The organism is Pseudomonas sp. SG-MS2 (assembly GCF_009933855.1).
GTDB lineage: Bacteria > Pseudomonadota > Gammaproteobacteria > Pseudomonadales > Pseudomonadaceae > Aquipseudomonas > Aquipseudomonas putida_E.
Genome location: NZ_MOMO01000097.1, coordinates 1 through 16,678, shown reverse-complemented (window position 1 = coordinate 16,678; position 16,678 = coordinate 1). Strand labels below are relative to the sequence as shown.

Sequence of the window (16,678 nt, the reverse complement as noted above, 5' to 3'; positions counted from 1 at the left end):
CGCTCCTTGAGTGAGATAGCGGACATTGCTACCCCGCAGGGGTTGCAAAGCGGTGACGGCGGAATGACAGAACCGTGAGGCCAACGGTGAGCGCGTCAGCTACCGGTTCCCTGCCCGATCAGCACTCCCTCGACCTTCTGCCCATACAGGTTGACCCCGTCGTTGGCATGGAACTTCAGCCGGGTCTTCTCGACAGAGCCCTCCACCAGCCGAGGGTCCTGCGGCCGTTCGTGACGATTGACCCAGGCTGCCACATCCCACGCCTGCTGATCACTCAGGCTGCCTGGCCGGCCCAGCGGCATGTTGTGCTTGATGAAGGAGGCCGCGGTGTTGATCCGGTGCATGCCGGCACCCCAGTTGTAGGAATCCTTGCCCCACAAGGGCGGCATCACGTATTCGCCGGCCACTTTCTGCCCTTCACCATTGTCCCCGTGACAGATGGCGCACTGCTCGCGGTAGACCTGCTGGCCGCGCTTGAAGTCGTAGCCACCCTGGGGTTGTGGTACTTCAGGGTAGCCACGCCCGGCGATCTCCACACCGGTAGGCGCTTTGGTGGACAGCCAGTAGGCATAGGCCGACAGCGCAGTCATCTGCGGGCTGTCGGCGGCCGGGGGCTTGCCGTTCATGCTGAACTGGAAGCAGCCCTGGATACGTTCGGCGTAGGTGTTGACCTTGTCGTTCTTCTTGCGATACGCCGGGTACATAGGGTACGCACCCCACATCGGCGCGGAGTTTGCCAGGCGGCCCTGGTCGAGGTGGCAGTTACTGCAGTTCATGCCATTACCCACCGCCTCGGGCATCAGTCGGCGGGTGTCGACGAACAGCGCATGGCCCTCGCGTACCATTTTGCCGAAGGCGTTGTCCGGCAGCTCACTCTCCGCGGGAGGCGCGAACTGCGCTGAGGCCTGGGCAGCAGGAACGTTCAACTGCGACTGGTCTTCCATGGCGATGGGCGCCGCAACGGCGTGCCCCATGGCCGACAGCAGCAACGCTGGCATCAATGCTTTCATGGCTTTCATGGCTTTCATGGCTTGACCTCCTGGCTGGCAGGTTTGGCAAAGAATTCTGCGATTGCCTGGACCTCTTGATCGGTCATGGCCTTGGCCACACCAACCATCAGCTGATTGGGGTCGTTGCTGCGGCTGCCGTCGCGCCAGCCGTTGAGTTGCGCCACCAGGTAGCTGGCAGGCTGCCCTGCCAGGGGCGGAAAGTGCTCGCCGACACCACTGCCACCGGGGCCATGGCATTGCACACAACCGGGGATGTTGCGGCTCCAGTCGCCGTAAAGGGCCAGCCGGGTGGTGGGGTCGTCTGCGATTTGCTGGCGGCGCAAGCCGGGGGCCGGCTCGCCAGGCAGGCTGGCCAGGTAGTCGCTGACGGCCGTGATCTCATCCTCGGTCAAGGCTTTGGCCAGCGGCTCCATCACCGCCTGTTTGCGGCTGCCGGCACGCCAGTCATGCAACTGCTTGCTCAGGTAGCCGGCCGGCAGGCCGGCCAGGCGGGGGAACCCAGCGGCGGCTATGCCCTTGCCGTCCGGGCCATGGCAGCCCAGGCATGCCATGGCGGCAGGGTTGGCGCCACCCTGGGTGAAGATTTTCTGGCCATCGGCGGCGTGCGCCATGGGCCAGGCCAGGATCAGCAGGCTGCCGACCAGGACTCGACTCAACGGGGTCATCACGAATCTCCATTTCTTTTGTTATAAGCTTAGGCTTAAAACACATAAGCAAATGGATACTAGCCCCGCCAGAGAGTTGCCAACAACGCCAACCCGACCAACCGATGGCAATTGGCCTGTTAAGCGCGTTTTACTTGAGCCAGATCAACCACCAGAGATGCACTTGGTCGCCGCCGTACGCACATCACCCAGGCGCAGCGGGAAGTTGTTCAAGCGTTCATGCAGCTTGATGCTGCTGCCGCTGCCACGTTCCTCGATGTCCACCAGCGCCGCTGGCCCGGCGCCGGCAGTCAACTTTTGCGGCACGATCAACCGCAGGCCATCGTCGCGCTGCTCTTCGACCAAGGGATCACGGGTGTTCGCCAGCTCCGCCTTGACACAGTCGGCATACTCGCGGGGCGTCTTGCCAGAGATCACATCCATCGTTTCGTGCGACTGCTCCAGCTCGGAAACGCTGACACAACCACCCAGCGTCAGGGACAACGCCGCCACCATCCACTTCATTTGGCACACCTCACCTATCAGGAATGCATGAGACCACGGCCAGGCACTTTTGCTCCGTGCTTCGGCAGATTTATCTAGCCCCATGCCATCAGGCGCGCCAGCCAATCCCGACATCGTGGTATCGTTCGCGTTTGCAGAACCCGACTTTGCGGAGCACCCCATGAAATTCGTACACCAGCGCGAGCATCTCAACGAGGACGACATCGTTGTCGTCGAGTGCTCTCAACGCTGCAACATCCGCCTGATGAACGACGCCAACTTCCGCAGCTTCAAAAATGGCGGCCGACACACTTACCACGGCGGCCACTTCGAGCGGTTCCCGGCCAAGATCACGGTACCCAGCACCGGTTTCTGGAACATCACCATCGACACCGTCACCACCCGTCCCATCTCGGTAACGCGCAAGCCGACCTTGACCCACAAGATCAAGATCATCCGTCGTTCGTCGTCCAAACTCAGATAAGACCGCCATGACCCAGAACATCAAGTACGTCATCAAATACAAGCTCGACGGCGAACGCCGCTGGGATTTCGCCGTCATGCCCGATGCCTCGCACGAGCAGGCACTCGATGCCCTGCGCAAGATCCACGGCGACGACGCCGACAAGATCAGCGACATCCAGGTCAGCAAGGCACTGTAAAACCGCAGGGAGGACTGCATGAGCAACTGGCCCGACCATCGTATTCTCGATCTGCTGGGCATCGAGTTGCCCATCCTCCAGGCGCCCATGGCCGGCGCCAGCGGCTCGCCCCTGGCAATCGCCGTGGCCAAAGCCGGTGGCCTGGGCGCCCTGCCCTGCGCCATGCTCACGGGCGAGCAGGTGCGCGGCGAGATTGCAGCCTTTCGCAGCGCTTGCCCGGGCGCCCCGCTTAACCTGAATTTTTTCTGCCACCAGCCGCCCACCCCAGACATCGACCGCGAAACGCGCTGGAAGCTGGCACTCAAACCGTATTACACAGAAGTTGGCGCCGACTTCGAGGCTCCCACTCCGGTTTCCAACCGTGCACCGTTCGACGAGCACAGCTGCCGGCTGGTCGAACAATTGCGCCCTGAGGTGGTGAGTTTCCACTTCGGCCTGCCTGAGGCTGCATTGCTGCAGCGGGTAAAAGCAGCCGGGGCCAAGGTGCTGTCCAGTGCCACCACGGTGGAAGAAGCGCTGTGGCTGGAGGCCAAGGGTTGCGACGCGATCATTGCCATGGGCAGTGAAGCCGGCGGCCATCGCGGCATGTTCCTCAGCGAAGACATCAACAGCCAGATCGGCACCTTCGCCCTGGTGCCGCAGGTTGCCGATGCAGTGGGCGTGCCGGTGATCGCCGCTGGCGGCATCGCTGACCACCGTGGCCTGGTTGCAGCACTGGCCCTGGGCGCCAGCGCCGTGCAAATCGGCACGGCCTACCTGTTCTGCCCCCAAGCCAAGGTGTCTGCGGCCCATCGACGCGCGCTGGACAGTGCACCGGCCAGCGACACGGCCCTGACCAACCTGTTCACCGGGCGCCCGGCACGCGGCATCAACAACCGCGTCATGCGCGAGCTGGGGCCAATGAGTGAACTGGCGCCACGCTTCCCCCTGGCAGGCGGCGCGCTGATGCCGTTGCGGGCAATCACCGACCCGCAAGGCAACAGCGACTTCAGCAACTTGTGGGCGGGGCAAGCGTTGCGGCTGGGCAAGGCAATGCCGGCTGAACAGTTGACCCGGGAGATTGCAGAGAGGGCGTTGGCGCTGGTTGGGCGTTAGGAATTTATCTAGGGCACCGGCTGTGCCGGTGATCACCGGCAAGCCGGCTCCTACAAGGATTGCAAGCCAGACAGCACCTTCCGGCTTGGGGCCTATCGCTATATAGTTACCGCTATAACGATAACCTGCACTCCTAGGGAGCTGTTTTCATGCGTATCCGCCTGCCCCACCTCACCGCCACTGCCCTCGCCTGCCTGCTATCACTCAACAGCGCCTGGGCAGACGAGGTGCAGGTTGCGGTCGCGGCAAACTTCACCGCGCCGATCCAGGCCATCGCCAAGGACTTCGAGAAAGACACCGGCCACAAGCTGATCGCCGCCTATGGCGCCACGGGGCAGTTCTACGCACAGATCAAGAACGGCGCACCGTTCGAGGTGTTCCTCGCCGCCGATGACAGAACCCCGGCCAAGCTGGAGCAGGAAAAGGACATCGTCCCCGGCTCGCGCTTCACCTACGCCATCGGCACCCTTGCGCTGTGGTCGGCCAAGGAAGGCTATGTTGACGCCCAAGGTGAGGTACTGAAGAAAAACCAGTACAAGCACCTGTCCATCGCCAACCCGAAGACGGCACCCTACGGCCTGGCCGCCACTCAGGTGCTGGCCAAGCTTGGCCTGGCCGAAGCCACCCAGGGCAAGATCGTCGAAGGCCAGAACATCACCCAGGCCTTCCAGTTCGTCTCCACCGGCAATGCCGAGCTGGGCTTCGTCGCCCTGTCGCAGATCTACAAAGACGGCAAAGTCACCAGTGGTTCGGCCTGGGTCGTACCGCCCGAACTGCACGACCCTATCCGCCAGGACGCCGTCATTCTCAACAAGGGCAAAGACAACCCGGCGGCCAAGGCACTGGTTGAATACCTCAAAGGCCCAAAGGCTGCTGCGCTGATCAAATCCTATGGTTATGAACGCTGATGCCCCTGGACGCCAGTGACCTGGGTGCCATCTGGCTGACGGTGAAACTGGCCAGCCTGACCACCCTGATCTTGCTGCTCATCGGCACGCCTATCGCCTGGTGGCTGGCGCGCACGCGCTCTTGGCTGCGCGGGCCGGTGGGTGCGGTGGTGGCGCTACCACTGGTGCTGCCGCCGACGGTGATCGGTTTTTACCTGCTGATCGCCCTCGGCCCGCAGGGCTGGATAGGCCAGGCCACCGAGGCGCTGGGCCTGGGAAGCGTGGTATTCAGTTTCACTGGCCTGGTAATCGGCTCGACGGTGTACTCCCTGCCGTTCGTGGTGCAACCACTGCAGAACGCCTTCTCAGCAATCGGCCAGCGCCCGCTGGAAGTTGCCGCCACCTTGCGCGCCAGCCCGTGGGACACCTTCGTGCATGTGGTGCTGCCGCTGGCGCGGCCTGGCTTCATCACCGCCAGCATCCTTGGCTTTGCCCACACCGTAGGCGAGTTTGGCGTGGTGCTGATGATTGGCGGCAACATCCCCGACAAGACCCGCGTGGTCTCGGTGCAGATCTTCGATCACGTCGAGGCCATGGAGTATACGCAAGCCCACTGGCTGGCAGGTGCCATGCTGGTGTTCTCGTTCCTGGTGCTGCTCCTGCTGTACGCGGGGCGCCGTGGCAAGCCTGGCTGGAGCTGAAATGACCGGATCGATTGTGGCGCGCCTCAAGCTTGGGCGTGACGACTTTACCCTGGATGTCGACCTGCAACTGCCAGGGCGCGGCATCAGCGCGCTGTTCGGCCATTCCGGATCGGGCAAAACCTCGTGCCTGCGCTGCCTGGCCGGGCTGGAACGGGCTGCGAGCGCGTACATCGAGGTCAACGGTGAAGTCTGGGAAGACAGCACACGTGGCCACTTCCTGGCGCCGCACCTGCGCCCGGTCGGCTACGTGTTCCAGGAGGCCAGCCTGTTCCCGCACTTGTCGGTGCGCGGCAACCTGGAGTTCGGCTGGTGGCGAATCGCACCAGGCCAGCGCAAGGTCAGCCTCGACCAGGCCTGCCAGCTGCTGGGCATCGGCCACCTGCTCGAGCGCAGGCCCGCAACCCTGTCCGGCGGCGAGGCCCAGCGTGTGGGCATCGCCCGGGCGCTGCTCAGCAGCCCGCGCCTGTTGTTAATGGATGAGCCCCTGGCCGCACTGGACGGGCCGCGCAAGCGTGAGATCCTGCCCTACCTGGAGCGCCTGCACGAGGAACTGGACATCCCGCTGGTGTACGTCAGCCATGCCCAGGATGAAGTGGCGCGGTTGGCCGATCACCTGGTGCTGCTGGAGCAAGGCAAGGCCACGGCCAGTGGCCCGATTGGCCAGACGCTCGCCCGCCTGGACCTGTCGCTGGCTCAGGGCGACGATGCCGGCGTGGTGTTCGAGGGCCTTGTGGTTGGCCACGACCCGCAGTACGGCCTGCTGGACCTGCGCCTGGCTGGCCACGAAGCGCCTTTACTACGCATTGCCCACCCGGCACACAGCATGGGCAGCGCCTTGCGCGTGAAGGTTCAGGCCCGCGATGTCAGCCTCACGCTAACGGCAGATGGTACCTCCAGTATCCTCAACCGGCTGGCGGTGCGCGTACGCGAAGTGCACCCGGCGGATAACCCGGCGCATGTGCTGGTAAGCCTGGATGCCGGCGGCAATGCCCTGCTGGCGCGCATCACCCGCTTCTCGGCGGACCAGCTCGGCCTGCACCCGGGGCAGGCTTTGTTTGCGCAAATAAAGTCGGTAGCGCTATTGGGCTGAGCATCGCTCGCACGGCCGCTGTCCATTGATCAGTGACCTGAACGAGGCCTGCCGCCCATGCCTGACTGCAACTTGCCCGCCAGCCTGCATTACGTTGACGATAGCCAGCCCGGCCTGAGCCGGCGCCGCTGGCGTGACCGTTTCATCTATTTGGATGCCCAAGGCCAACGTGTGCGCGACAGTGAAACGCTGGCGCGCATCGCCGCCCTGGTGATCCCGCCGGCCTACACCGACGTGTGGATCTGCGCCGACCCGCAAGGCCACCTGCAAGCCACAGGGCGCGATGCGCGTGGCCGCAAGCAGTACCGCTACCACGCCCAGTGGCGCGAGCTGCGCGATCAACACAAATATGGGCGCATGCTGGCCTTTGCCCAGGCATTGCCCAAGCTTCGCGCACAGCTGGAGACACACCTGGCGCGCCCGGGGCTGGACCGGGAGAAGGTAATGGCACTGGTGGTCAGCCTGCTGGACCACACACTGATCCGCATCGGCAACGAGCGCTACCTGCGCGACAACAAATCCTACGGCCTGACCACGCTGCGCAACCGCCACGTCAAGGTCGAGGGCAGCACCATCCGCTTCCAGTTCCGCGGCAAGCGCGGCGTGGAACACAATGTCACCCTGCGCGACCGACGCCTGGCCAACCTGCTCAAACGCTGCATGGAGCTGCCGGGGCAGGCGCTATTCCAGTATCTGGACGAAGAAGGCCAGCGGCACAGCATTGGGTCCAGTGAGATCAACCAGTTCCTGCAACAACTGACCGGGGCCGATTTCACTGCCAAGGATTACCGCACCTGGGCAGGTAGCAGCCTGGCGCTGAGCCTGCTCAGGCCGCTGGCCTGGGAGCCCGAGAGCGAGGCAAAGCGCCAGGTTGCGAGTATCGTCAAGCAGGTGGCCGCGCGCCTGGGCAATACCCCAGCCGTGTGCAGGCGCTGCTACATCCACCCTGCAGTGCTGGAGCATTACGCCTTGGGGCGCCTGGCAGAGCTGCCTGGCAGCCGTGTGCGCAAAGGCCTTGATCCCGAAGAGGTAGCGTTGCTGTTGTTTCTGCAGGCACTGGAGCAAGCGCAAGCCAATTGAGCGAGCCTATGCCTGCAATCATGCAGAGAAATTTCCCATTAAGGCCGAAGCCCCCTATCCTTGCCACCGAGCACCTTCGCCGGGACGCTTACCGCGTTTTACAACGGCACCTGCAACTAAAGACACACAACAGAATTTGTCTGACGGGGAATTAATATCCGCCGAAAGCGTCTTTAATGAGAAGGAAGAGGGACAGGCTCCCACCACTGCGGCACTTGCCGGGTGGATTTTGATATCACCAAGGAGAACTACATGCTGATACTCACCCGTAAGGTTGGCGAAAGCATCGTCATCAACGATGACATCAAAGTCACCATTCTGGGCGTGAAGGGGATGCAGGTGAGGATTGGCATCGATGCACCAAAGGATGTCCAGGTGCACCGGGAAGAAATCTTCAAGCGTATCCAGGCCGGCAGCCCGGCCCCGGAAAAGCACGACGACCAACACTGATTGCGACACTTCAAGCCGCACGGACGCGCTTGATCGATTGGGTACACACACCGCAGCCCGAGCCTCAGGCGCCAAGCAGCTCGCGCACTTTGGCGATCAACTTGTCCACGTCGAACGGTTTGTCGAACGCCGCAGCGAACAGCTCCGGGCGTCCCTGGCTGGCCTGCGCGCCGCTCATGAGGATCACGGGCAGGTCGGGCAGCTGCAACTCTTTGCGGATCGCCAGCACCAGCTCTTCGCCGTTGAGCACCGGCATCATGTAATCGGTGATCACCAGATCCACGCGTTTTTCCTGCAACGCTTCCAGGGCCTTGCGCCCATTGCTCGCCTTTTCCACCAAAAAGCCTTCGTCCTCCAGGGCAAAGCCCAGGATATCGGCGATCAGGTATTCGTCATCGACGATCAGGATAGTGTTCATCAACAGGCCCTTCACCCACTGCCTTGGGGCACCGGAGTACCCGAGAGCACACCGGATGAGCCCTCGAAAGCCTTGTGCAGGTGGATGCCCTGCGGCCCGATACGCAACTCATGCAGCGCGGGGTCGTGATGGCTGTCACGCACCTTGAGCACTGACAACATGCTCCGCAGTTGCGAATCCAGTTCGACAAAACGCATCAGCAAGAGGTTATCGACGATGCTCGACAGGTCGGGGGCCGGGGCGGTGATTTCCGAGCCGAAGAGGTCGCGCATCTCCCAGGTGAGCATGACGCTGATATCGCGTGCGCGCAGCTCGCCAGTCAAGGCGCGGAAGAACGCGTTGAGCCGTGCCGGATCAGTTGCCAGGCGGCTGAATGCGCCCAGGCTGTCTATCAGGACACGCTTGCTGCCCTGCTGCTGAACTTGTTCCAGCAGGCGCGCACCAACCTGGTCGAGCAAACCCTCGGTAGTCGGCTGCCAGCTCAATTGCAAAGCACCTTGCCGTTCCAGCGCGGCGAAATCGTAACCCAAGGAGGTGGCCTTCAGGCGTAACCTTGCAGGTGTTTCATAGAAGCCAAAATGCAGCGCGGGGCTCTGAGCAGTTGCTGCGCCAAGAAAGGCCAGGCCCAGTGACGTCTTGCCAACGCCCGAGGGGCCCATCAACAAACTGACCGAGCCACTGGCCAGCCCGCCCCCCAGCATTTCATCCAGCGTGGATACGCCCGTGGTCACCTGGCTCAGCGTGGCCGAGCCCAGCTGGCTGGGGTGGCTGTACACCGCCTCCAGGCGCGGATACACATGGATCCCGGCCTCGTCGATCAGGCATTCATGGCGCCCGGACAGCGCCCCACTACCCCGCGTTTTGCGCAGTTGCACATGGCGCACGGCGCGGCTGCCCAGCAGTTGTTCGCCCAGTTCGATCACGCCATCGACCATGGTGTGCTCGGGGCTGCCTTCATCGAGCCGGGCACTGGTCAGCAGCAGCACGGTACAGCCGGCAAAAGCGGCATGCCCCTGCAATTCGGAAACGAACTTTTTGGTGTCCAGTGCCGTTTCCGCGCGGACCCGGGCGTTGAGCACGCCGTCAACGATCAGCAGGCTGGCTTGCTGCCGGCCGATTTCCTGGCGGAGCAATTTGACCACCGCATCGAGCCCCTCTTGTTCAAGGGTATCGAAGGCGCTGACGAATTGGACCTGGTCACCGATCAGCGTCGAGTCGAAGAACCTCAAGGTCGCTAGGTACTGAAAAAGCCGTTCATGGGACTCGCTGAGCAAGGTGGCAACCAATACTCGGCCGCCGTTGCGCACATGACCACAGGCCAATTGGTTGGCGAGAATGGTCTTGCCGGCGCCAGGCGGCCCCTGAACGATATATGAGCCACCTGCGACCAGGCCGCCCTTGAGTAGGGCATCGAGCCCTTCGATCCCCGTCAACAGCCGCTTGAGTGCCTGAACCATGAGGATTACCTGTGGAGTTGAGGGGCCGCAGCGCGCTCCGACGTCGGCAGGTAAAGGCGTATGCAGGTGCCTTTGCCGACCGTGCTCTGCACAGTGATTGCGCCGTTGCTTTGCTTGGCAAAGCCGTAGGCCTGACTGAGCCCAAGGCCTGTACCCTTGCCAAAAGGCTTGGTGGTGAAAAATGGCTCGAAGATGCGTGGCAGCACTTGGGGGTCGATGCCAGCACCGGTGTCGCGCACTTCAAAGCACACGAACGGGCCGTGCAGCCCGTCCACTTCGCCCGTCAGCACCACAGCATCAAGCGCAATGCAGATCGCACCCCGCTCGCCAATTGCATCGCGGGCATTGAACAGCAAATTGAGCAATACCATCTGCAACTGCCCGGCATCCACTTCGATCACGGGCAAGTCAGGTTGCAGGTGCTCCTGCAACTCGACATCGCTCGGCAAGGCGTGCTCCAGCAAACTGCGCGTCGAAGCCAGCACCGTGGCGGGTGCGACCATCGTGACCTCCATCTGCCGATGCCGAGCGAACGTCAGCAGTTGCTGAGTCAGCTGGGTACCACGCCGGCCCGCATCCACGATGTGCTCCAACATAAGCTGCACACGCGCCGGGTCCTGGCTATTGAGTGCCAACTTGGCCGAACTCATGATGATAGTGAGCAGGTTGTTGAAATCATGCGCCAACCCACCGGTCAACTGGCCCAGCGCCTCGAGCTTTTGCGCCTGGAACAGTTGGGCGCGGATGGCGTCCAGTTGCAGTGCCGATTCGCGCCGGTCTGTAATGTCGCGCGTGACCTTGGCCAGGCCAATGATGTGCCCCAGATCATCGCGGATCACATCGAGGGCGGCCAACGCCCAGAATTGCGTACCGTCCTTGCGTACCCGCCAGCCCTCATCCTGCGCCACGCCCAGTTCAAGGGCTTGCTTGAGCAAATAGTCAGGACGCCCTTCGGCACAGTCCTGGGGGGTGAAGAACAGCGAGAAATGCCGGCCTATAACCTCGTCAGCACGGTAACCCTTGATCCGCTCGGCGCCTGCATTCCACGACACCACATGGCCAGAAGGGTCGAGCATGTAGATGGCATAGTCCACCACAGCCTGCACCAACTGCTCGTAGCGGTTGGCGGTCATTACAGGCGAGGCGATGCAGTCGGCTGAAACCATGCAAACTCCACAGGCACAGCGGTTGGGCGGCAATGAGTTCGGCCAGGGTAGCCCCCAAGCATGGGCGGACGATGCACCCGTCAGCACGGTGAGGACAGGCTTGGGACATGGATGCAGCACTCATTGGATCCAGTCAGGAACGGCACAGTGGCCTAATGACAGTAAGGTGTCAATCGCCTGTGCCAAAGCCACCCCACTTCTTAGATCATAGGCGCTATAGTTGACTCAACTATAACAATGGGTTATAAAGCGCGCTTGATTGCCAGGGCCTTCTGCTTAGAAGCGTGCCGGCATCAAGCGTGCGAGTGTGGTGGAATTGGTATACACAGCAGACTTAAAATCTGTCGGCGTGAGCCTTGCGGGTTCGAGTCCCGCCACTCGCACCATACTTCCAGGAAAGGCGCCCTTGCGGCGCCTTTTTGCTGCCCGGCGGAAATTCGCCATGCAGCTGCTAAAGTGGAGCTTGTCTGCATCCACTGGAATGCCACCATGCGCTACTCCCTGTTCGCTGGCCAACGCGACGTGATCATCCTGATCGCCCGCGTGCTATTGATGATCCTCTTCGTCATTTCCGGCTGGGCGAAGCTGACCGGCTTCGAGGGCACGGTCGGCTACATGACCTCGCTGGGCGCCCCCGCGCCCATGGTTGCCGCAGCGATCGCCGTGATCATGGAGCTCTTCGTCGCCATCATCCTGATCCTCGGCTTCTACACCCGTCCGCTGGCCTTCCTGTTCGCCCTGTTCGTGCTGGGCACCGCGCTGATCGGACATCCATTCTGGAACATGGTCGACCCTGAACGGGCCGCCAACATGACCCAGTTCCTAAAGAACCTGAGCATTGTTGGCGGCTTGCTGCTCCTGGCGGTGAGCGGCCCGGGGCGCTTCTCGCTGGACGGGCGCTGAGTCAGTCGTCCAGGTCGTCGTGCCAGGCTGGGTGGTCGCACTCGTCGTCATCGAGGTCATCCAGTAACGCATCGTCCTGCTCGACTTCATCCTCGGCACCCTGAGCGTCCGCTTCGGGTTCGAAGCCGTCGTAGAGGAATTCGTGGTCGAGCAGGTGATCGTGTTCGGGCTCGTGCAGGTCGTCTTCGTCGCGCATGATCGCTCCTGGGAAAGTGGCACGCCTATATAGGCGCATCAGTAGCCCTGGTCAATGGATGGGGGTTAATGCTGACTTAACCGGTAGCCTTCATCCTGCAAGCTCTCCCTTCAAACGTGACTTGCCCGCCTTAATGGCGGGCTTTTTTTGCACTGCCCTTCATCAGTGACAGACTTCTTCGATGGAACTTCTCCCCCACCTGCCACGCTCGCAAACCTTGCAGGACCCGGAATTTTCAAGGAGAAATCTCATGGCAGTAAACATCGACAGTCTCATCATTACCACTCCGGTGCCGAAATCCGCCTCCAACCCGGTCGCCTTGGAAGTCACTGGCGCACAGGCATTGGCTAGCCTGACCCACGTTGTTGCACGCCAGAGTGACGGCTCGATACGCATGACCGCGCCGACCAAGGGTGCTTCCAGCAAAAGTACTCACCGAACACGCTGCGAATGGAAAGAAGCCGTGTATTGGTCACTGGGCAGCGCAGCGCGCCACCGCAATCACCAGACAATGACCCTGGAGAAGGTAAATCTGGCGCGAAAGGTGGTAATTGCCCAGTTGCATGTGAAAGACAATAACAGCCCGCCAATCAAGGTGTTCTGGAACAAAGGCAAAATCACTGTCGGCTTTCGTTCAGATTTTAACCAGGCCACGCCAGTCAACAGCACCGTGCTGGCCGAGGTGCCGCTGGGTACGCGTTTCGATGTGAGCATCGAGGTGAGCGAAAGTGGCGCTTGCATGGTCAGTGCAAGCAGCAATGGCCGCAGCGGCACCACGACCGCACTGCAACTGGCGCCATCCTGGGCGACGCAGACGCTGAATTTTCACGGCGGCGTCTACAACCAGGTGGACTACAGCGATGACACGCCGGCAGAGGATGCCTCGGTGTGCGTAATCAGCGTACTTGAGCTGAGCCATGAGTGAGCCAGCCATGACAGGCTGCGAACAAGCTCTTCACGAATTTATGACAAGTGCATAGGCACACTGACATTGCTTCGTACGTTCTTTAGGCCCGCCACTTGTTGGCGGGTTTTCTTTTTCTGGTGCCTTGGGGGTCGCACGACTGGCCGGGCTCGCGCGCCAAAAACTACTGACGGGGCTCAGACCGGAGCGTCAAGAACAGTCACCCTCACACCCGTAGCCAAAACCTCGTACTCTGTTTCAGAAATCTTTTTCACATCCCCCCCAGCCTGCATTTCGAAATGCTTCAAACCCTCATGCCGAACCATGCCGTGCGGCGAGCGCTCAACGGTTTCATCTTGATAAATGTTGATCACGTACCGCACGTTGTCCGTGCCGACACCGATGATTTTTCCGACATATTTATCTGCCATGTCCGCATCTCCTTCATTACCTCACCGTAGCGGGTGCTTGTTGATCAAGCCACCCTGCTGAGGGATGCAGCCGACTTTCAGACAATCGGATGCCGCGGCGCCCAACAAGCTCACGCACGACCCTTGGTCAACTTTTTGTACTAATCAGTACATTCCATGGGTAAAATCCACTCCGACTGGCAATTGCCCTACAAACCTACGATCTGGTCATGGAGTGTATTGAGACGATGCAAACGGATTCAAATCGCCTGATGACCGCTCTGGAGCACAAGATGCTGCTTGAGAATTTCAGCATCAGCGCTACCCGGATTGAGGAGCAACTGAAATACATCGTTTGCGGGCAATCCACATCAGGCGAGCTAGAGGTGCTGCTTGGCCCATATGAGAATTGCGAGAGCCGGGGTGACCTGAGATTGCTCAGGTGGGTGTTTGTCTACACTGAGGGGGCCCTGGGCCTGAGCGACCCTCAGGTACTTACGGTGGCAATCGACGCAAAGGGCTGCGTAACTGATTTTGCCCTCGTCTAGCGTGCTGACCTGATCGGAGAATCCCTTTCCTCTTGGAATAACGCACTTACCCACTCGACAAATACGCGCACATTGGGGGACAGGCGCCGGCGATCCGGAAACAGCACGGAAACGGTCTTCGGCTCGACTGGAACATCCGGCAGAACCTCCACCAGGCGCCCGCTATCGATGTATCGCTGCAACGCCGGGCGCAACCCCTGCACCATCCCGATCCCCGCCAGCGCGCAGCAGAGTAACGCCCCGGCATTGTCGACGACGATGGCGCTGCGCATCTTTACACTGATCATTTTACCGTTGCCCCTGAATCGCCAAGGCATGATCTGGCGGCGCTGCTCAACCATGAAGTTGACTGCCAGGTGCGCCTGTAAATCATCCAGCGTGCCGGGTAAACCATGTTTCTTTACGTAGGCGGGAGCCGCGCAGGTCACCAAAGCAACCTCGCCGATACGTTTGGCAACCAGGCTCGAATCATCCAGATCACCGAGCCGCACGGAACAATCGATGCCTTGCGCGATAAGGTCGTTCAGATTGTCAGAGGTTGCCAGAGATATTTCCAGGCCAGGGTAGCGATCCATGAACTCGGGCAATCGCGGGATTATCACCGCCTGGCCGAGTACGGTCTGCATGTCGATCCTGAGCTTGCCTCGCGGCGGGCGGGTCGGCGAAAACCAGTCCAGCGTGTCCGCTAGCTCAGCGAGTAATTTCAGGCTTCGTTCATAGAACTCATCGCCAGCGGGCGTGGTGTTCACCCTGCGCGTGGTGCGGTGTAACAGCTGAACGCCCAATTCGTGCTCAAGATTCTGGATGAGCTTGGAGAGTGCCGGGCGATGCACATTGAGCGCCTCGGCCGCTTTGGTATAGCTGCCATGCTCAACAACTGCCACGAACATTTGCATGGCTTCGATCAGGTTCATCGCGATCTTCCAGTTACCTGTGCATTGGGCCAGACGTACTCTGCACTAAGGACGATAGCGAAGCCAGGCGCCTCTCTCATACACCAAAACAAAATATGCCATCACTGCTTGGTAGCAAGCAGCGATGGCATACCGCAGCCTGGCTGACGGCCGCAGGATGCTATTCAGTCAACCACGACGACGATCTTGCCGATCTGCGCATTCGACTCCATTCGGCGGTGTGCTGCCGCAATTTCATTGAGCGGGAAGACCTGGTCGATGACGGGCTTGAGCTGACCACCTGCCAAGCCTTTGCCAACGAATGCCTTGGCATTGGCCAGCTTTTGAATATCTGTGGTGATTTCGAACAGCTCGTAGCCGCGCACGGTCAGGTGTTTGCCAAGAATGTCGAAGACCGGAACCGGGATATCGCGATGATCGAGAGCGCCGTACTGGAAGAAGATCCCGGTATTGGCCATGGATTTGATCAACTTGGTTGCCTCGGGGCCACCAACGGGGTCGAAAACAATACGCGCGCCTTCGCCCTCGGTGATCGCGGCCACCTCGGCAATCAAATCCTCTTCCTGGGTGGCGATTACATATTTTGCACCAACATCCAGCAACGCCTGGCGCTTGGCACTTGTGCGAGTAAGGGCCACCGGGATGGCGCCTAGCATGTTGGCGATCTGGATCGCTGCCAGGCCGACACTGCTCGACGCAGCCGGGATGAGCACGGTTTCGCCAGCCTTTAGATTGCCGTACTCAACCAGGGCGCCGTATGCAGTGACAAACATCATCCAACTGGCCGCTGCCTCTACGAAGCTGAGGTTGGACGGATGCTTGACGACAGCATGCGCGGGCGCATTGACCACCTCGCCATACATGCCGTAATCAGCGAACGAGAATGACGGCACGACGCTAACTACATCACCTGGAACAACGTCGCTGACGTCACTACCAACCGCGCGGACAATCCCGGCCGCTTCATAGCCGAGCTTCGCCGGGAACTGCGGATCAATCACGTACTGCCCAGTGCGGTACATGATTTCCGCACGGTTCAAGCCGATAGCTTTTACTTCGATCTGAACCTCGCCGCTTTTCGGCGCGGGTACAGCGACTTCATCGAGAATCAGAACATCAGCGTCACCGGTACGGTGAAAGTGAACGACCTTGGGCATGGCACACCTCATTAACGGCTAGGGATAACGGTTCCTTCTGGAAGTCGCGCCCATGCTACCCACCCGTTTGCCTGGGATAGAGAGCTGTTCGGCTCATAAATTGGTACTCAACAAGAACCAATCCCTGGCCGGTCGGCGAATAGAAAGGGCACGCAGGGCGCATCGAAAGTGAGCCGACCGGCCGTGACCTGCTCATTGAAACACTGCTTGAACGCCGCAAGCTCCAGGGCGTGCGCAACTTTCGGCTCATCACCGACGGCTCGGGCCTGCGAATGAGAAGATCACCAAGCGAGTTTATCGTCGCGTCAGCGAGGTGGTCAGCCCAACCAAGTAACGGTCTGATGCGGAAACGATGCCTTGTGATGCGGAAACGATCAGGTTTTCTAGCGCGCAAAGAAAAACCCCGCAGACGTTAATCTGCGGGGCTTTCGAATGTGGAGGCCGAGGTCGGAATCGAACCGGCGTAGACGGATTTGCAA

The 16,678-nt window shown here is 60.8% G+C and carries 21 protein-coding genes and 1 tRNA gene; 12 read left to right on the top strand and 10 right to left on the bottom strand.

Annotated elements, in window-relative coordinates; genetic code table 11:
* Nucleotides 1-95 precede the first annotated feature (95 nt).
* From BLX42_RS07805 to BLX42_RS07795, 3 genes are all read right to left on the bottom strand, one after another.
* Complete coding sequence (locus BLX42_RS07805; protein WP_119689064.1) at nt 96-1,010, bottom strand: c-type cytochrome; 915 nt, start codon at nt 1,008-1,010, stop codon at nt 96-98.
* A gap of 14 nt (nt 1,011-1,024) precedes the next feature.
* Nucleotides 1,025-1,675: a cytochrome c gene (locus BLX42_RS07800; protein ID WP_161871504.1), complete on the bottom strand. Its 651-nt coding sequence runs from the start codon at nt 1,673-1,675 to the stop codon at nt 1,025-1,027.
* Between the two features lie 144 nt (nt 1,676-1,819).
* Nucleotides 1,820-2,179 (bottom strand): hypothetical protein, encoded by a 360-nt coding sequence (locus BLX42_RS07795; RefSeq protein WP_039602624.1) that lies wholly within the window; start codon nt 2,177-2,179, stop codon nt 1,820-1,822.
* Between the two features lie 160 nt (nt 2,180-2,339).
* Between BLX42_RS07795 and BLX42_RS07790 the strand changes: the two genes are divergently transcribed.
* The 8 genes from BLX42_RS07790 (at nt 2,340) to csrA (ending at nt 8,126) form a co-directional block, all read left to right on the top strand.
* Nucleotides 2,340-2,642 (top strand): DUF1883 domain-containing protein, encoded by a 303-nt coding sequence (locus BLX42_RS07790; RefSeq protein ID WP_046785735.1) that lies wholly within the window; start codon nt 2,340-2,342, stop codon nt 2,640-2,642.
* 7 nt (nt 2,643-2,649) lie between these two features.
* Nucleotides 2,650-2,820, top strand: a complete 171-nt coding sequence (locus BLX42_RS26525) for a hypothetical protein (RefSeq protein WP_012315041.1) — start codon at nt 2,650-2,652, stop codon at nt 2,818-2,820.
* An 18-nt stretch (nt 2,821-2,838) separates the two neighbouring features.
* On the top strand, nt 2,839-3,915 hold the full coding sequence (locus BLX42_RS07785; protein ID WP_125923988.1) for a nitronate monooxygenase family protein: 1,077 nt from the start codon (nt 2,839-2,841) through the stop codon (nt 3,913-3,915).
* Nucleotides 3,916-4,064: 149 nt separating this feature from the next.
* On the top strand, nt 4,065-4,823 hold the full coding sequence (gene modA / locus BLX42_RS07780; protein ID WP_161871503.1) for a molybdate ABC transporter substrate-binding protein: 759 nt from the start codon (nt 4,065-4,067) through the stop codon (nt 4,821-4,823).
* Nucleotides 4,823-5,503: a molybdate ABC transporter permease subunit gene (gene modB, locus BLX42_RS07775; protein ID WP_161871502.1), complete on the top strand. Its 681-nt coding sequence runs from the start codon at nt 4,823-4,825 to the stop codon at nt 5,501-5,503. The genes modA and modB overlap by 1 nt, the downstream gene beginning before the upstream one ends.
* Before the next feature lies 1 nt (nt 5,504).
* The gene (gene modC, locus BLX42_RS07770; protein ID WP_161871501.1) at nt 5,505-6,596 is read left to right on the top strand and encodes a molybdenum ABC transporter ATP-binding protein; all 1,092 of its coding nucleotides are present in this window, start codon (nt 5,505-5,507) and stop codon (nt 6,594-6,596) included.
* A gap of 57 nt (nt 6,597-6,653) precedes the next feature.
* The gene (locus BLX42_RS07765) at nt 6,654-7,676 is read left to right on the top strand and encodes a DNA topoisomerase IB (protein ID WP_046785731.1); all 1,023 of its coding nucleotides are present in this window, start codon (nt 6,654-6,656) and stop codon (nt 7,674-7,676) included.
* 252 nt (nt 7,677-7,928) lie between these two features.
* Nucleotides 7,929-8,126: a carbon storage regulator CsrA gene (csrA, locus tag BLX42_RS07760; RefSeq protein WP_012315047.1), complete on the top strand. Its 198-nt coding sequence runs from the start codon at nt 7,929-7,931 to the stop codon at nt 8,124-8,126.
* 64 nt (nt 8,127-8,190) lie between these two features.
* Here csrA and BLX42_RS07755 read toward each other — a convergent pair whose 3' ends face one another.
* The 3 genes from BLX42_RS07755 to BLX42_RS07745 are packed head-to-tail and all read right to left on the bottom strand — an operon-like array spanning nt 8,191 to nt 11,167.
* The gene (locus tag BLX42_RS07755; protein ID WP_012315048.1) at nt 8,191-8,544 is read right to left on the bottom strand and encodes a response regulator; all 354 of its coding nucleotides are present in this window, start codon (nt 8,542-8,544) and stop codon (nt 8,191-8,193) included.
* Between the two features lie 11 nt (nt 8,545-8,555).
* Nucleotides 8,556-10,001, bottom strand: coding sequence for an ATPase domain-containing protein (locus BLX42_RS07750; protein WP_161871500.1), 1,446 nt, complete (start codon nt 9,999-10,001; stop codon nt 8,556-8,558).
* Between the two features lie 5 nt (nt 10,002-10,006).
* Nucleotides 10,007-11,167, bottom strand: a complete 1,161-nt coding sequence (locus BLX42_RS07745) for a nitrogen regulation protein NR(II) (RefSeq protein WP_161871499.1) — start codon at nt 11,165-11,167, stop codon at nt 10,007-10,009.
* 301 nt (nt 11,168-11,468) lie between these two features.
* Between BLX42_RS07745 and BLX42_RS07740 the strand changes: the two genes are divergently transcribed.
* Both BLX42_RS07740 and BLX42_RS07735 read left to right on the top strand, forming a co-directional pair.
* A tRNA-Leu gene (locus BLX42_RS07740) sits at nt 11,469-11,553 on the top strand.
* A gap of 103 nt (nt 11,554-11,656) precedes the next feature.
* On the top strand, nt 11,657-12,070 hold the full coding sequence (locus tag BLX42_RS07735; RefSeq protein ID WP_161871498.1) for a DoxX family protein: 414 nt from the start codon (nt 11,657-11,659) through the stop codon (nt 12,068-12,070).
* Between the two features lies 1 nt (nt 12,071).
* Here the strand turns inward: BLX42_RS07735 and BLX42_RS07730 are convergent, their stop codons facing one another.
* Nucleotides 12,072-12,266: a hypothetical protein gene (locus BLX42_RS07730; protein WP_046785728.1), complete on the bottom strand. Its 195-nt coding sequence runs from the start codon at nt 12,264-12,266 to the stop codon at nt 12,072-12,074.
* A 250-nt stretch (nt 12,267-12,516) separates the two neighbouring features.
* Here BLX42_RS07730 and BLX42_RS07725 point away from each other — a divergent pair, with 250 nt between their 5' ends.
* Nucleotides 12,517-13,191: a polysaccharide lyase family 7 protein gene (locus tag BLX42_RS07725; protein WP_125923980.1), complete on the top strand. Its 675-nt coding sequence runs from the start codon at nt 12,517-12,519 to the stop codon at nt 13,189-13,191.
* Between the two features lie 176 nt (nt 13,192-13,367).
* On the opposite strand, the gene BLX42_RS07720 is transcribed toward BLX42_RS07725, so the two are convergent.
* Nucleotides 13,368-13,601 (bottom strand): hypothetical protein, encoded by a 234-nt coding sequence (locus BLX42_RS07720; protein ID WP_046785726.1) that lies wholly within the window; start codon nt 13,599-13,601, stop codon nt 13,368-13,370.
* A gap of 209 nt (nt 13,602-13,810) precedes the next feature.
* Between BLX42_RS07720 and BLX42_RS07715 the strand changes: the two genes are divergently transcribed.
* The gene (locus BLX42_RS07715) at nt 13,811-14,128 is read left to right on the top strand and encodes a hypothetical protein (RefSeq protein WP_161871497.1); all 318 of its coding nucleotides are present in this window, start codon (nt 13,811-13,813) and stop codon (nt 14,126-14,128) included.
* On the opposite strand, the gene BLX42_RS07710 is transcribed toward BLX42_RS07715, so the two are convergent.
* Together BLX42_RS07710 and BLX42_RS07705 are read right to left on the bottom strand one after the other, a co-directional pair.
* Nucleotides 14,125-15,042, bottom strand: coding sequence for a LysR family transcriptional regulator (locus BLX42_RS07710; protein ID WP_161871496.1), 918 nt, complete (start codon nt 15,040-15,042; stop codon nt 14,125-14,127). The two genes, BLX42_RS07715 and BLX42_RS07710, sit on opposite strands and share 4 nt — an antisense overlap.
* Before the next feature lie 164 nt (nt 15,043-15,206).
* Nucleotides 15,207-16,199, bottom strand: a complete 993-nt coding sequence (locus BLX42_RS07705) for a zinc-dependent alcohol dehydrogenase family protein (RefSeq protein WP_119687348.1) — start codon at nt 16,197-16,199, stop codon at nt 15,207-15,209.
* Nucleotides 16,200-16,678: the final 479 nt, after the last annotated feature.

Bases quoted from the DNA above. Each gene is read 5' to 3' on its own strand.
- csrA (WP_012315047.1), top strand. From the start codon at position 7,929: ATGCTGATACTCACCCGTAAGGTTGGCGAAAGCATCGTCATCAACGAT.
- BLX42_RS07750 (WP_161871500.1), bottom strand. From the start codon at position 10,001: ATGGTTCAGGCACTCAAGCGGCTGTTGACGGGGATCGAAGGGCTCGAT.
- BLX42_RS07710 (WP_161871496.1), bottom strand. From the start codon at position 15,042: ATGAACCTGATCGAAGCCATGCAAATGTTCGTGGCAGTTGTTGAGCAT.
- BLX42_RS07765 (WP_046785731.1), top strand. From the start codon at position 6,654: ATGCCTGACTGCAACTTGCCCGCCAGCCTGCATTACGTTGACGATAGC.
- BLX42_RS07800 (WP_161871504.1), bottom strand. From the start codon at position 1,675: ATGACCCCGTTGAGTCGAGTCCTGGTCGGCAGCCTGCTGATCCTGGCC.
- BLX42_RS07745 (WP_161871499.1), bottom strand. From the start codon at position 11,167: ATGGTTTCAGCCGACTGCATCGCCTCGCCTGTAATGACCGCCAACCGC.
- BLX42_RS07735 (WP_161871498.1), top strand. From the start codon at position 11,657: ATGCGCTACTCCCTGTTCGCTGGCCAACGCGACGTGATCATCCTGATC.
- BLX42_RS07715 (WP_161871497.1), top strand. From the start codon at position 13,811: ATGGAGTGTATTGAGACGATGCAAACGGATTCAAATCGCCTGATGACC.
- BLX42_RS07725 (WP_125923980.1), top strand. From the start codon at position 12,517: ATGGCAGTAAACATCGACAGTCTCATCATTACCACTCCGGTGCCGAAA.
- BLX42_RS07720 (WP_046785726.1), bottom strand. From the start codon at position 13,601: ATGGCAGATAAATATGTCGGAAAAATCATCGGTGTCGGCACGGACAAC.
- BLX42_RS07790 (WP_046785735.1), top strand. From the start codon at position 2,340: ATGAAATTCGTACACCAGCGCGAGCATCTCAACGAGGACGACATCGTT.
- BLX42_RS07705 (WP_119687348.1), bottom strand. From the start codon at position 16,199: ATGCCCAAGGTCGTTCACTTTCACCGTACCGGTGACGCTGATGTTCTG.
- BLX42_RS07805 (WP_119689064.1), bottom strand. From the start codon at position 1,010: ATGAAAGCATTGATGCCAGCGTTGCTGCTGTCGGCCATGGGGCACGCC.
- modA (WP_161871503.1), top strand. From the start codon at position 4,065: ATGCGTATCCGCCTGCCCCACCTCACCGCCACTGCCCTCGCCTGCCTG.
- BLX42_RS07795 (WP_039602624.1), bottom strand. From the start codon at position 2,179: ATGAAGTGGATGGTGGCGGCGTTGTCCCTGACGCTGGGTGGTTGTGTC.
- BLX42_RS07755 (WP_012315048.1), bottom strand. From the start codon at position 8,544: ATGAACACTATCCTGATCGTCGATGACGAATACCTGATCGCCGATATC.
- modC (WP_161871501.1), top strand. From the start codon at position 5,505: ATGACCGGATCGATTGTGGCGCGCCTCAAGCTTGGGCGTGACGACTTT.
- BLX42_RS07730 (WP_046785728.1), bottom strand. From the start codon at position 12,266: ATGCGCGACGAAGACGACCTGCACGAGCCCGAACACGATCACCTGCTC.
- BLX42_RS07785 (WP_125923988.1), top strand. From the start codon at position 2,839: ATGAGCAACTGGCCCGACCATCGTATTCTCGATCTGCTGGGCATCGAG.
- modB (WP_161871502.1), top strand. From the start codon at position 4,823: ATGCCCCTGGACGCCAGTGACCTGGGTGCCATCTGGCTGACGGTGAAA.
- BLX42_RS26525 (WP_012315041.1), top strand. From the start codon at position 2,650: ATGACCCAGAACATCAAGTACGTCATCAAATACAAGCTCGACGGCGAA.